Source organism: Kineococcus lubricus (assembly GCF_050871965.1).
GTDB lineage: Bacteria > Actinomycetota > Actinomycetes > Actinomycetales > Kineococcaceae > Kineococcus.
In genome coordinates this window covers 117,574-130,187 of sequence record NZ_JBJLSK010000007.1, presented here as the reverse complement: position 1 = coordinate 130,187, position 12,614 = coordinate 117,574, and the positions used below count along the sequence as shown (strand labels likewise).

Sequence of the window (12,614 nt, the reverse complement as noted above, 5' to 3'; positions counted from 1 at the left end):
TCCCGTCGTGATCGCCGCCCTCGGACTCCTGGTGGGCATCGTCGCCGGGGTGCTGCTGCACCCCGAGGTGCCGGTGTTCCTGCAGCCCTACCTGCCGATCGCGGTGGTGGCCGCGCTCGACGCGGTCTTCGGCGGCCTGCGCGCGGTGCTCGACGGGATCTTCGACGACAAGGTGTTCGTCGTCTCGTTCCTGTCCAACGCCGTCGTCGCGGCCGTCATCGTCTACCTCGGCGACCAGCTCGGCGTCGGGTCGCAGCTGTCGACGGGCGTCGTCGTCGTGCTGGGGGTGCGCATCTTCTCCAACGTCGCCGCGATCCGCCGGCACCTGTTCCGCGCATGAGCGGGCCGACCCCGCCCGCGGGCCGCGGCGGACCGCGGCCCCGGCCGTGGCGCCGGCTGTGGCGGGCCGCGTCCCCGCGGGTGACCCGCGGTCAGGTCCTGGCCGGGGTCCTGTGCGCCGCACTGGGTTTCGGTTTCGCCGTCCAGGTCCGGCAGACGTCGACCTCCGGGCTGGCCGACCTGCGCGAGAGCGACCTGGTGCGCATCCTGGACGACACCACCGAGCGCGGGGACCGGCTGGCCGGGGAGGTGCAGGAGCTCGAGGCCACCCGCCGCGAGCTCACCGAGGGCTCGGACCAGGCCCGGGCCGCCGAGGAGGCCGCGGCCGCGCGGGCCCAGGAGTTCGGCCTGCTGGCCGGGACGCTGCCGGCGCGCGGGCCGGGGATCGTGGCGACCGTCACCGACCCGGCGGGCTCGCTGCGCTCGACGAACTTCATCCAGCTCGTCCAGGAGCTGCGCGACTCGGGGGCCGAGGGCATCCAGGTCGGCCGGACCCGGGTGGTGGCGCAGACGGCGTTCACCGACGCCCCGGCCGGCTCCGGCGGCGTGCTGGTGGACGGGACGCTGGAACGCTCCCCGTACGTCGTCACGGTCATCGGGGACCCGCCCACCCTGGCCACGGCCCTGGACATCCCCGGCGGGGTGCGCGAGACGCTGCGCTCGGCCGGCGCCGACCTCGACGTGCGGCAGGCACCGGGGGAGGACGGCGTGTCGATCACCGCCTTGCACGCCGTCTCGGCGCCTCAGTACGCTCGCCCGGCACCGCCGTGACCCGTCGGCGGGTCCCGTCTGCCGAGGAGCCCCCCGCCCCATGTCGAACGTCCCCGCCGACCTGCGGTACACCAGCGAGCACGAGTGGGTGCGCGTCGAGGCCGACGGCACCGTCCGGGTCGGGATCACCGACTTCGCCCAGGACCAGCTCGGCGACGTGGTCTACGTCTCGCTGCCGGCCGAGGGGGAGACCGTGACCGCGGGCGCGGCGGTCGGGGAGGTCGAGTCGACCAAGAGCGTCAGCGAGATCACCGCGCCGGTCTCGGGCACGGTCTCGGGCCACAACCCCGGGCTGGAGACGCGCCCGGACCTGGTCAACACCGACCCCTACGGCGACGGCTGGATGTTCACCATCACCCCCGAGGACCCTGCGCAGGCCGCGGCGCTGCTGGACGCCGGGGCGTACGCCCAGCACGTCGGCTGACGCCCCGCCCACGACGTCCGGCAGGCGGGCTGACCTGCGCGGTCGGTCCCGGCTACTGTTGTCCACGAAGATCCGAGCGTGACCGCCCGCCTGCAGGGAGTGGTCACGTGCTGTGCCAGCGAGAGGTGGTGTCGATGTCTGCGCCGGGCTCCGGGCCGACTCAAGGGCCGACGGGTGGTCAGGACGAGGGGACGGGCCCGGAGCGTTCCTCCGCCGAGCGCCCCGTCGACTCCACGATGTCCTTCGCGGGACTGGCCGTCCCCGAGGTCCACGAGAGCGCCGACCGGGGGCTGACCCCCGACGACACCGAGGCGATCGACGCCCTGCCCGCGGGGTCGGCGCTGCTGGTGGTGCGCCGCGGGCCCAACGCCGGGTCCCGCTTCCTGCTCGACGCCGAGCGCACCTCGGCGGGGCGTCACCAGACCAGCGACATCTTCCTCGACGACGTCACCGTCTCGCGCCGGCACGCCGAGTTCCTGCGCGCGCCGGACCCCGTGACCGGTCCCGGTTTCCGGGTGCGCGACGTCGGCAGCCTCAACGGCACCTACGTGAACCGCGAGCGCATCGACGACGTGGTCCTGCGCGCCGGTGACGAGGTCCAGATCGGCAAGTACCGGCTGGAGTTCCACCCGAGCCCGCGGGTGCAGGGGGAGGCGTGAGCGCGGCGAGCGCCCGGTCGCTGGACCCCGCCGCGCCGCGGATGACCATCGGGGAGGTCATGGCGATCCTGTCGCCGGAGTTCTCCGACCTGACGATCTCCAAGATCCGCTTCCTGGAGGAGCAGGGCCTGGTCGAGCCCGGGCGGACGGCGGCGGGCTACCGCAAGTTCTCCTCCGACGACGTGGACCGGTTGCGGTACGTCCTGGCCGCCCAGCGCGACCACTACCTGCCGCTGAAGGTCATCCGGGAGAACCTCGAGGCCCTCGACCGCGGCCTGGAGCTGCCCGACCCCTCCGAGTCCGCCCCCCGGGTGCCCGGGCACGCGGTCCCGGTGGGCGTCCCGGGGACGGACCGCTTCGACGGGCACGCGGCGAGCCTGCGGCTGACCCGCGGTGAGCTGCTGCGCGAGTCCGGGGTCGAGGCCGAGCTGCTCGACGCGCTGGAGGGGTACGGCGTGCTGTCGCCGGCCCCGGGCGGCCCCTGGTACGACGGTGAGGCGCTGGAGGTGCTGCGGGCCGCCGCTGCGCTGGCCGCGCACGGCATCGAGGCCCGGCACCTGAGGGTGTTCCGCACGGCCGCCGACCGGGAGGTCGCGCTGGCCGAGCAGGTCGCGGCCCCGCTGCAGCGCTCGGGCCGGGCCGGGTCCGCCGAGCAGGCCGCCCGCGCCGACCAGGTCGCCCGCGAGATCGCCGCGGCGTGCCTGCGGCTGCACACCGCGCTGGTCGCCGGGGCCCTGGGGCGGACCGGCCGGTGAACGCGCCGGGGCCCTGGGGCGGACCGGCCGGTGAACGCGCCGGGGCCCGACCGGCCCACCGGCCCGTTCCGGGGGTACGGTGAACCCGTGCGAGCGCTCGATGTCATCGGCGTCAGGGTCGAGATGCCTTCCAACAACCCGATCGTGCTGCTGCGCGAGCGGGACGGCGACCGTTACCTGCCCATTTGGATCGGCGCGCCCGAGGCCAGCGCGATCGCCTTCGCCCAGCAGGGCGTCGTGCCGCCGCGGCCGCTGACCCACGACCTGCTCAAGGACGTCATCGAGGCCGTCGGCCGGCGTCTGGAGGAGGTCCGCATCGTGGCGGTCAAGGACAACGTCTACTTCGCGGAGCTGGCCTTCGACGGTGGGCTGACCGTCAGCTCCCGCACCTCCGACGCCATCGCGCTGGCGTTGCGCGTCGGGTGCCCGATCGTGAGCGCCGAGGGGGTCCTCGACTCCGGCGGGGTGCCCGTCCCGGACGAGGACGAGGACGAGGTGGAGAAGTTCCGCGAGTTCCTCGACCACATCACCCCGGAGGACTTCGAGTCCGGTTCGGGCGACCGGTAGGGCCTGCGGGCCCGGGAGGTGTCACAGGATGGTCACGAGGAACGCCACGCCGCGCGCCTCGTTGACGCTCCGGGGGTGCTCTTCTACGGTCAGTACAGGGAACGCTCCGGTCGAGACCTCGACGGGTGGCGATGACGAGGAGGCCGGCGTGAGCAGTGGCGACGCAGTCGCAGGGTCGTCGCAGAAGGTGTCCCCCCCTGCGCGTGCCCAGGGCGTGCTGTTCGCGGAGGACCTCCCCGTGCTCGACGACGAGGTCGGCTACCGCGGGCAGACCGCGTGCAAGGCCGCCGGGATCACCTACCGCCAGCTCGACTACTGGGCCCGCACCGACCTGGTCGCCCCCAGCGTCCGCGGGGCCTCGGGGTCGGGTTCGCAACGCCTCTACGGGTTCCGGGACATCCTCGTCCTGAAGGTCGTCAAGCGGCTCCTGGACACCGGGGTGTCGCTGCACCAGATCCGCACCGCGGTCATGCACCTGCGCGAGCGCGGCATCGACGACCTCGCCCAGATCACGCTGATGTCCGACGGCGCCAGCGTCTACGAGTGCACCTCGGCGGACGAGGTGATAGATCTCGTCCAGGGTGGCCAGGGCGTCTTCGGGATCGCCGTCGGCCGCGTGTGGCGCGAGGTCGAGGGCGAGCTGGCGTCGCTGCCCAGCGAGCGTCCGGCCGACCGCGCCCAGGGCGACAGCGCCATGGTGCTGGCCGACGAGCTGTCCCGCCGCCGGGCCGCCCGCGAGGCCGGCTGACCCACCCGTCACGCACGACGACCCCCGCACCGCCGAGCGGTGCGGGGGTCGTCGTGCGTGCGGCCGGTGTCCGGTCAGTCGAGCAGTTCGGCGCGGGGCAGCGCCTGCAGGGCGAACGGGTCGGTGACCCAGTCGTGCGCGTCGGGCAGCCAGATCACCGCGGCCAGCAGCGCGTCGGCCCAGGTGCTGAGCAGCTCGTCCAGCCCCACCCGCCAGGAGTGCTGGTAGCTCTCCTTGTCCTCGGCCAGCACGAGCTGCTCCACCACGGCCCGGCTGGAACCCAGCCGGACGGCGATCAGCTCCTCGTCCCGGGCGAAGACCGGCAGCAGGGCCGGGGGTGCGGCCAGCCCCGGGCCCTGGCCCGTGGCGCGCTGCACGGCCTCGTCCAGACCCAGCGGCACCCAGCCGCCGGGACCGACGGTCGGCGCGCTGGTCCGGAAGGTCGTGCGGACCGGGTCGACCCCGTCGGCCGCGCGCCACCAGGCGCGGGCCCCCCGGGGCAGCAGCAGACCCATCTGGCGTTCCACGGCGTCCAGCCGGGCGTCGTCGACGCCCGGGCGCAGCCGGGTCGCGATGTCGGCGCCGGTGCGCGTCCAGTGCGACCGCAGCCGCTGCACCAGACCGGCGATGCGGTCGGCCTCGGGATCGGCCACCGCGACCCGCACGGGGGCCGGGACCGGTGCGGCGGTCCGGGCGGCCCGCACGACGCGGGCCTGGTCGGCGCGGCCGGTGCGCCCGGCCTCGAGGGGGGTGTTCGACGACGTCACGGAACCTCCTAGGACCCGCAGCGGAGCGGGGAGAGCGGGGCAGTACCCACGGGGACGATCCCGGGCACACGCCGTTCCTGGACGGTAGACGCTCGGCGATCATCCCGCACCTCGGACGGCGGCCGAACCCCGCCGGTTCCCTCAGCCGCGCAGCAGGACCCGGTCCAGGACGTCGTCGAACTGCCCGGCGAGCGTCTTGGCGGTGCGGGCCCGCAGCGAGTGCAGCGGCACGCCGGCCCCCTGCGACTGCGGCACGCAGACGCGGTCCGGCAGCGGCTCCAGGACGAGGTCGCCGAACAGCGACCGCAGCTCCTCGTACCGGAACCGCTGCTCGCCCGAGCGCTGGGTGAACCGGTTGACGAGGACCCCCACCAGGCGCGGGCCCGAGCGCAGCGCGCGGATCTCGCGCAGGGTGCGGTCGACGGCGGCCACCGAGAACCGGCTGGCGTCGGAGACGACGAGGACGGCGTCGGCGGCCTGCCACGCCGAGCGGGTCAGGCCCCCCAGCGACGGCGGCGTGTCGATCAGCGCGACCTCGTGGTCGTCGAGCTTCTTCAGCGCCCGGCGCAACGCCTTCAGCCCCTCCTCGTCGGCCTCGGGGGTGTCCAGCCGGGCCGAGGACGCCGACCCCGTCAGCACGTCCAGCAGGCCGGGGTGGTCGTCGACCCACCCGCTGGGGGCCACGGCCTCCTCGGCCACGCGGCGCTTGGGGGCCTGGAGCACCGCGGCGACGTCGTGCCGGCGCTGGGCGGTCACGTCGAGGCCGGACGTGGCGTCGGCCTGGGGGTCGAGGTCGACGACGAGGGTGCTGGTGCCGCGGTGGAGGGCTGCGGACGCGAGCCCGAGGACGACGGAGGTCTTGCCCACCCCACCTTTGGCGCTGCTGACGGCGAGGCTGATCACGGCGGGCAGGATACCGGCGCGCCGGACCCCCTAGACTCCACGCAGGCCGTTCACCTCGTGTGGGAGAGACCTCGATCCGTGCGGACCGGGGCGCCGAAGGGGCAACATCCCCGGAACCTCTCAGGCGGAAGGACCACGCGGGGCAAGGCCGCTCTGGAGCCGGTCCCTCGCGGGCCGGTGACAGACGGGGAGGTCCACCCGGTTCCCGCGATCCCCCGGAGCGTCATGACCTCGCTGTCCGTCCCCCCCGCGCCCGCCGTCCCGGCCGCCGAGCGCACCGCCGCACCCGGCGCCCTGCCGTTCAGCGCCCGGCACATCGGCCCCGACGCCGGCGCCGTCGCCCGCATGCTGGAGGTCGTCGGGCTCACCGGCCTGGACGACCTCGTCGACCGGGCCGTCCCGGCCGGCATCCGCGACGGCGCCCTCGACCTGCCCGCGGCCCTCGACGAGACGTCGGTGACGGCCGCGCTGCGGGCGCTGGCCGCGAAGAACCGCGTCGTGCCGTCGATGATCGGCCTGGGCTACCACGGCACCCGCACCCCGGCCGTGGTGCGCCGCAACGTCCTGGAGGACCCCGCCTGGTACACGGCCTACACGCCGTACCAGCCGGAGATCTCCCAGGGCCGCCTCGAGGCGCTGCTGAACTTCCAGACCGCCGTCACCGACCTCACCGGCCTGGACGTCGCCAACGCCTCGCTGCTCGACGAGGGCACCGCCGCGGCCGAGGCCATGACGCTGGCCCGCCGCACCTCCAAGGCCCCCGCCGGGGCCGCGTTCGCCGTCGACGCCGACGTCCTGCCCCAGACCCTGGCCGTCCTGCGCACCCGCGCCGTCCCGCTGGGCCTGCGCCTGGAGGTCGTCGACCTCGACGCCCCCGACCCCCTCGCCGGGATCGGCGACGTCTTCGGGCTGCTCGTGCAGTACCCCGGCACCTCCGGCCGCGTCCGCGACCTCACCGGCGTCGTCGCCGACGCCCACGCCCGCGGGGCGGTCGCCGTGGCCGCCGCCGACCTGCTGGCCCTGACGCTGCTCGTGGCGCCGGGGGAGTTCGGCGTCGACGTCGCCGTGGGCTCCAGCCAGCGCTTCGGCGTCCCGATGGGCGCCGGCGGCCCGCACGCCGCGTACATGGCCGTCCGCAAGGGGCTGGAGCGGTCGCTGCCGGGCCGGCTCGTGGGGGTCTCCGTCGACGCCGACGGCAACCCGGCCTACCGGCTGGCGCTGCAGACCCGCGAGCAGCACATCCGCCGCGACAAGGCGACGTCGAACATCTGCACCGCCCAGGTCCTGCTGGCCGTCATGGCCGGCTGCTACGCCGTCTGGCACGGGCCGGACGGCCTGCGCGCCATCGGGACGCAGGTGGCCCGCCGGGCCGCGGGGCTGGCCGGTGCGCTGCGCGCCGGGGGCGTCGAGGTCGTCCACGACGAGTTCTTCGACACGGTCCTGGCCCGCGTCCCCGGCCGGGCCCGCGAGGTCGTCGCCGCCGCGCTGGCGGCGGGCGTGAACCTGCGCCCGGTCGACGCCGACCACGTCGGGCTCACCGTCGACGAGACCACCTCCGACGCGCACGTCGCCGCCGCGCTCGCCGGGTTCGGGGTCCAGGCCCCCGCGGCGGACGCCGACCCCGCGCTGCCCGCCGCGCTGCGCCGGACGTCGGGGTTCTGCACCCACCCGGTGTTCTCCCGGCACCGCTCCGAGACGGCGATGCTGCGCTACCTGGCCCGGCTCTCCGACGCCGACTACGCCCTGGACCGCGGGATGATCCCGCTGGGCTCGTGCACCATGAAGCTCAACGCGACGACCGAGCTGGAGCCCATCTCCTGGCCCGAGTTCGCCGACCTGCACCCCTACGCCCCGGCCGACCAGCTCGCCGGGACCGCCGAGCTCGTGGCCGACCTCGAACGCTGGCTGGCCGAGGTCACCGGGTACGACGCGGTCTCCCTGCAGCCCAACGCCGGGTCCCAGGGCGAGTTCGCCGGGCTGCTGGCCATCCGGGCGTACCACCTGGCCCAGGGGCAGGGTGAGCGGACGACCTGCCTCATCCCCAGCTCCGCGCACGGCACCAACGCCGCCAGCGCCGTCATGGCCGGGCTGAAGGTGGTCGTCGTCGCGTGCGACGAGGCCGGGAACGTCGACCTCGACGACCTGCGCGCGAAGGTGGGCGAGCACGCCGACGACCTCGCCGCGCTCATGGTGACCTACCCCTCGACCCACGGGGTGTACGAGGAGTCGATCCGCGAGGTCTGCGCCCTCGTGCACGACGCCGGGGGCCAGGTGTACGTCGACGGGGCGAACCTCAACGCCCTGGTCGGGCTCGCGCGGCCGGGCCGGTTCGGCGCCGACGTCTCGCACCTGAACCTGCACAAGACGTTCTGCATCCCGCACGGCGGCGGCGGCCCGGGCGTGGGGCCCGTCGCGGTCCGCTCCCACCTCGCCCCGTTCCTGCCCTCGACCGCCCCCGACGCCGGCGGCGTCGGGATGGTGTCGGCGGCCCCGTTCGGCTCGGCCGGGATCCTGCCGATCCCGTGGGCGTACCTGCGGCTCATGGGCCCCGACGGCCTGCGCGCCGCCACCGTGCAGGCGGTGCTGTCGGCGAACTACGTCGCGGCGCGGCTCGCCGACGCGTTCCCCGTGCTCTACCGCGGCCCGGGCGGGCTCGTCGCCCACGAGTGCATCCTCGACCTGCGCCCGATGACGAAGGCCACCGGCGTCACGGTCGACGACGTCGCCAAGCGGCTCATCGACCACGGGTTCCACGCCCCGACCATGTCGTTCCCCGTGGCGGGCACCCTCATGGTCGAACCCACCGAGAGCGAGGACCTCGCCGAGCTCGACCGGTTCTGCGACGCGATGCTCGCCATCGCCGCGGAGGTGCAGGAGATCGCCGACGGCCGCTGGGCCGTCGCCGACTCCCCGCTGCGGCACGCCCCGCACACCGCGGCCTGCCTCACCGGCGAGTGGGACCACCCGTACACGCGCGCCGAGGCCGTCTACCCGAACGGCACGGACCCGCGCACCAAGTACTGGCCGCCGGTGCGGCGCATCGACGGGGCCGCGGGCGACCGCAACCTCGTCTGCTCCTGCCCGCCCCTGAGCGCCTACTGAGCACCGCGCGGCCCCCTGGGTAGGATCCGGCCCAGGGGGTGATCACCGTGGAGTTCCTGGACGCGCTGCTGGACCGCAGTTGGCTGCTGTGGATCGCCGCGGCCCTGGTCCTGGGGATCCTGGAGATCACCGCGATCGACCTGGTGTTCGCGATGCTGGCCGGCGGGGCGCTCGCGGGCGCCGCCGCCGACGCCCTCGGCCTGGGCTTCGTGGGGCAGGTGCTCGTGGCGGCCGCCGTCGCCGGCCTGCTCATCGGCACGATCCGGCCGGTCCTGCTGCGCCGGTTGCGGATGCCCCCCGTCGGCACGACCAACGCCGCCGCCCTCGTCGGGCGGACGGCGCTGGTCCTGGCCGAGGTCACGGTCCGCGGCGGCCAGGTCAAGCTGGTGGGGGAGACGTGGTCGGCCCGGTCGGCCGGCCCGTCCTTCGCCGTCGGCGACGACGTCGTGGTCACCGCCATCGACGGCGCGACCGCCGTCGTCGGGCCCCTGCCCGTCGCACCGCTGGAGGAGAAGCCCTGATGGACAACGTCGTGACCCTCGTCGTGCTGCTCCTGGTCGTCCTGTTCGTGGTGACCGTGATCATCCGGACGATCCGGATCGTGCCGCAGGCCACCGCCGTCATCGTCGAACGGCTCGGCCGGTACTCCCGGACCCTGGACGCGGGGCTGCACTTCCTGGTCCCGTTCATCGACAAGGTCCGCGCGAACGTCGACCTGCGCGAGCAGGTCGTCTCGTTCCCGCCGCAGCCGGTCATCACCTCCGACAACCTCGTCGTGAGCATCGACACCGTCATCTACTACCAGCCGACCGACCCGAAGTCGGCGACCTACGAGATCGCGAACTACATCCAGGGCATCGAGCAGCTGACCGTCACCACGCTGCGCAACGTCATCGGCTCCCTGGACCTGGAGCAGACCCTGACCAGCCGCGACCAGATCAACGGCCAGCTGCGCGGGGTGCTCGACGAGGCCACCGGCCGCTGGGGGATCCGCGTGAACCGCGTGGAGCTCAAGGCGATCGACCCGCCGGCCAGCGTGCAGGACTCGATGGAGAAGCAGATGCGCGCCGAGCGCGACCGGCGCGCCGCGATCCTCAACGCCGAGGGGCTCAAGCAGTCGCAGATCCTCACCGCCGAGGGCGAGAAGCAGTCCTCGATCCTGCGGGCCGAGGGGTCGGCGCAGGCGGCGATCCTGCGCTCGCAGGGTGAGGCGAAGGCCATCACGCAGGTGTTCGACGCCATCCACCGCGGCGACCCCGACCCCAAGCTGCTGGCCTACCAGTACCTGCAGACGCTGCCGCAGATCGCCAAGGGCGACGCGAACAAGGTGTGGATCGTGCCGAGCGAGCTCAACGACGCGCTCAAGGGTTTCGGCTCGATGTTCTCCGCCCACGGCGCCACCCCGCCGGGTCCGGACGCTCCCCGGCCGCCCCGGGCCCCGCGGGAGGAGCCGCGGACGCACTTCGAGGAGGTCGTCCTGGAGGACCCGGACGAGGCGCTGAAGCGGGCCCGGGCCGAGGCCGAGGGCGCGACCCGCGACGCCGAGGGCGCCACCCGGCTCGGCAAGGACGCCTGACCCCGCCGTCCGGGCCCGTCCCGGGCCGTCCCGGGGTGCCGAACCGCCGCCGCCTGGTCACAGTGGGACCGTGCCGGAACCAGACACCTCGCCCCGGACCCGGCGGTGGCTGTTCGCCGACCAGCTCGGACCGCACTTCCTCGACGCCCCGCGCCAGCCCGTCCTGCTCATCGAGTCCCGCGAGGTGTTCCGCCGCAGGCGGTTCCACCGGCGCAAGGCGCACCTGGTGCTGTCGGCGCTGCGGCACCGGGCGGCCGAGCTGGGGGACCGGGCGGTGTTCGTCCGGGCCGGGACCTACCGCGAGGGGCTGGCCCGCTACCGGGACGGGCACGACGAACCCCTGAGCGTGTGCGACCCCACGTCGTACCGGGCGCGGCGCTTCGTGCGGACGCTGCCGGACGTCGAGGTCCTCCCGTCCCGGGGTTTCGTGGTCTCCGAGGAGCAGTTCGCCGGGTGGGCCGCGCGCCGCGGTGACCGGCGCCTGCTCATGGAGGACTTCTACCGCGACGTCCGGCGGCACCACCGGCTGCTCATGGACGGCGACGGCCCCGTGGGCGGGACCTGGAACTACGACCACGACAACCGCGAGGGCCCGCCGAAGCGGGACCGCCTCGAGGTCCGCGAACCCTGGTGGCCCACCGAGGACGCGATCGACGAGGAGGTCCGCGCCGACCTCGACCGGTGGGTGCGCGACGACGGGATCGAGTTCACCGGCACCGACGGCCCGCGCCGGTTCGCGGTCACCCGCCGCGAGGCCCTCACCGCGCTGCGGCACTTCCTGCGGCACCGGCTGGAGCAGTTCGGCGTCTACGAGGACGCCATGCTCGCGCAGGACCGGTGGATGTCGCACTCCCTGCTGTCGGCACCGCAGAACCTCGGCCTCCTCGACCCCGTGGAGGTGGCGCGCCGCGCCGAGGAGCACGGCCGCGCGCACGGCGTGCGGCTGGCCTCGGTCGAGGGTTTCGTCCGGCAGGTCGTGGGCTGGCGGTCCTACACCTGGCACCTGTACTGGCACCTGGGGGAGGACTACCGGCGGCGCAACGCCCTGCGGGCCCGGCGCCGGCTGCCGCGCTGGTTCACCGACCTGGACGCCGACGCCGTGGAGGCGAACTGCCTGCGGGACGTCCTGGCCGGGGTGCGCGACGAGGGGTGGGTCCACCACATCCCGCGGCTCATGGTGCTGGGGAACTGGGGGCTGCAGCGCGGCTACGACCCCGCGGACCTGGCCGACTGGTTCTGGACGAACTTCGTCGACGGCTACGACTGGGTCATGACGACGAACGTGGTGGGCATGTCCCAGCACGCCGACCACGGTGTGCTGGCCACGAAGCCGTACGCCTCCGGCGGGGCCTACATCGACCGGATGAGCGACTACTGCGGGGGGTGTCGCTACGATCCGAAGGTGCGGGTCGGTGAGGACGCCTGCCCGTTCACCGCCGGGTACTGGAACTTCCTCGCCGGGCACCGGGAGGACCTGGCGGGCAACCGGCGGATGACCCGGGCCCTGCGGGGGCTGGACCGGCTGCGCGACCTCGACGGCGTGCTGCACCAGGAGTCCGAGAGAGGGAGTGGGCCACCGTGACCGACGTCGGCCGCGCACGGGAACTGCTGGGGCGGACGTCCTTCGTCCTGCTGACGACGTTCCGCCGGGACGGGCGGCTCGTGCCGACCCCGGTGTGGGTCGCGCCGCTGGACGAGGAGCGGCTCGTGCTCGTCACGCAGGACACGACGGGGAAGGTGAAGCGGGTCCGCCGCGAACCCCGGGTCCTGCTCGCCCCCTGCGGGCGGCTGGGCAAGCCGCTGGGGCGGCCCGTCGACGGGCACGCCGTCGTGCTGGACGACCGGGAACTGCCGGAGGCCGAACGCGTCCTGTCCGCCAAGTACGGGCTGCAGTTCGGGGCCTTGAACGCCGTGGAGGGGCTGCTGCAGCGGCGGGGGCGGATGACCGGGCGCCGGGTGGCGGTCGCGCTGACCGTCACGGGATGATCGCCGAGTGAGCGACC

At 74.6% G+C, this 12,614-nt stretch carries 14 protein-coding genes and 1 riboswitch; of the genes, 12 read left to right on the top strand and 2 right to left on the bottom strand.

The window, feature by feature from the left end; all coding sequences use genetic code 11:
• Positions 1-7: 7 nt before the first annotated feature.
• The 7 genes from ACRYRX_RS07300 to ACRYRX_RS07270 all read left to right on the top strand — a co-directional run bounded on the left by ACRYRX_RS07300 (position 8) and on the right by ACRYRX_RS07270 (position 4,263).
• Entirely contained in the window at positions 8-340 is a 333-nt protein-coding gene (locus ACRYRX_RS07300; RefSeq protein WP_432511173.1) for a small basic family protein, read from the top strand.
• Complete coding sequence (locus tag ACRYRX_RS07295; protein ID WP_432511172.1) at positions 337-1,110, top strand: DUF881 domain-containing protein; 774 nt, start codon at positions 337-339, stop codon at positions 1,108-1,110. Before ACRYRX_RS07300 ends, ACRYRX_RS07295 begins: the two co-directional genes overlap by 4 nt.
• A 40-nt stretch (positions 1,111-1,150) precedes the next feature.
• A complete protein-coding gene (gene gcvH / locus ACRYRX_RS07290; protein WP_432511171.1) occupies positions 1,151-1,534 on the top strand; it encodes a glycine cleavage system protein GcvH in 384 nt (127 codons plus the stop codon).
• A gap of 134 nt (positions 1,535-1,668) precedes the next feature.
• Entirely contained in the window at positions 1,669-2,193 is a 525-nt protein-coding gene (locus ACRYRX_RS07285; protein ID WP_432511170.1) for an FHA domain-containing protein, read from the top strand.
• 41 nt (positions 2,194-2,234) lie between these two features.
• Positions 2,235-2,948, top strand: coding sequence for a transcriptional regulator FtsR (ftsR, locus tag ACRYRX_RS07280; protein ID WP_432511227.1), 714 nt, complete (start codon positions 2,235-2,237; stop codon positions 2,946-2,948).
• 87 nt (positions 2,949-3,035) lie between these two features.
• Positions 3,036-3,515, top strand: a complete 480-nt coding sequence (locus ACRYRX_RS07275) for a bifunctional nuclease family protein (RefSeq protein WP_432511169.1) — start codon at positions 3,036-3,038, stop codon at positions 3,513-3,515.
• 148 nt (positions 3,516-3,663) lie between these two features.
• Positions 3,664-4,263 carry a MerR family transcriptional regulator gene (locus tag ACRYRX_RS07270; protein ID WP_432511168.1) on the top strand — a complete coding sequence of 200 codons (600 nt, stop codon included), beginning with the start codon at positions 3,664-3,666 and terminating at the stop codon, positions 4,261-4,263.
• A 74-nt stretch (positions 4,264-4,337) separates the two neighbouring features.
• Here ACRYRX_RS07270 and ACRYRX_RS07265 read toward each other — a convergent pair whose 3' ends face one another.
• Positions 4,338-5,030 carry an SMI1/KNR4 family protein gene (locus tag ACRYRX_RS07265; RefSeq protein WP_432511167.1) on the bottom strand — a complete coding sequence of 231 codons (693 nt, stop codon included), beginning with the start codon at positions 5,028-5,030 and terminating at the stop codon, positions 4,338-4,340.
• Between the two features lie 141 nt (positions 5,031-5,171).
• The gene (locus ACRYRX_RS07260) at positions 5,172-5,933 is read right to left on the bottom strand and encodes a ParA family protein (protein WP_432511166.1); all 762 of its coding nucleotides are present in this window, start codon (positions 5,931-5,933) and stop codon (positions 5,172-5,174) included.
• A 50-nt stretch (positions 5,934-5,983) separates the two neighbouring features.
• A riboswitch (glycine riboswitch) is annotated at positions 5,984-6,079 on the top strand.
• Between the two features lie 79 nt (positions 6,080-6,158).
• Between ACRYRX_RS07260 and gcvP the strand changes: the two genes are divergently transcribed.
• The 5 genes from gcvP to ACRYRX_RS07235 all read left to right on the top strand — a co-directional run bounded on the left by gcvP (position 6,159) and on the right by ACRYRX_RS07235 (position 12,597).
• Entirely contained in the window at positions 6,159-9,035 is a 2,877-nt protein-coding gene (gcvP, locus tag ACRYRX_RS07255) for an aminomethyl-transferring glycine dehydrogenase (protein ID WP_432511165.1), read from the top strand.
• Between the two features lie 38 nt (positions 9,036-9,073).
• Entirely contained in the window at positions 9,074-9,556 is a 483-nt protein-coding gene (locus tag ACRYRX_RS07250) for an NfeD family protein (RefSeq protein WP_432511164.1), read from the top strand.
• Entirely contained in the window at positions 9,556-10,611 is a 1,056-nt protein-coding gene (locus ACRYRX_RS07245) for an SPFH domain-containing protein (RefSeq protein WP_432511163.1), read from the top strand. Before ACRYRX_RS07250 ends, ACRYRX_RS07245 begins: the two co-directional genes overlap by 1 nt.
• Before the next feature lie 70 nt (positions 10,612-10,681).
• Complete coding sequence (locus ACRYRX_RS07240; protein WP_432511162.1) at positions 10,682-12,193, top strand: cryptochrome/photolyase family protein; 1,512 nt, start codon at positions 10,682-10,684, stop codon at positions 12,191-12,193.
• The gene (locus ACRYRX_RS07235; protein WP_432511161.1) at positions 12,190-12,597 is read left to right on the top strand and encodes a PPOX class F420-dependent oxidoreductase; all 408 of its coding nucleotides are present in this window, start codon (positions 12,190-12,192) and stop codon (positions 12,595-12,597) included. Before ACRYRX_RS07240 ends, ACRYRX_RS07235 begins: the two co-directional genes overlap by 4 nt.
• The last annotated feature ends 17 nt before the right edge of the window (positions 12,598-12,614 follow it).

Coding starts and splice junctions, on each gene's coding strand:
- ACRYRX_RS07285 (WP_432511170.1), top strand. CDS start 1,669: ATGTCTGCGCCGGGCTCCGGGCCGACTCAAGGGCCGACGGGTGGTCAG.
- ftsR (WP_432511227.1), top strand. CDS start 2,235: ATGACCATCGGGGAGGTCATGGCGATCCTGTCGCCGGAGTTCTCCGAC.
- ACRYRX_RS07295 (WP_432511172.1), top strand. CDS start 337: ATGAGCGGGCCGACCCCGCCCGCGGGCCGCGGCGGACCGCGGCCCCGG.
- ACRYRX_RS07245 (WP_432511163.1), top strand. CDS start 9,556: ATGGACAACGTCGTGACCCTCGTCGTGCTGCTCCTGGTCGTCCTGTTC.
- gcvH (WP_432511171.1), top strand. CDS start 1,151: ATGTCGAACGTCCCCGCCGACCTGCGGTACACCAGCGAGCACGAGTGG.
- gcvP (WP_432511165.1), top strand. CDS start 6,159: ATGACCTCGCTGTCCGTCCCCCCCGCGCCCGCCGTCCCGGCCGCCGAG.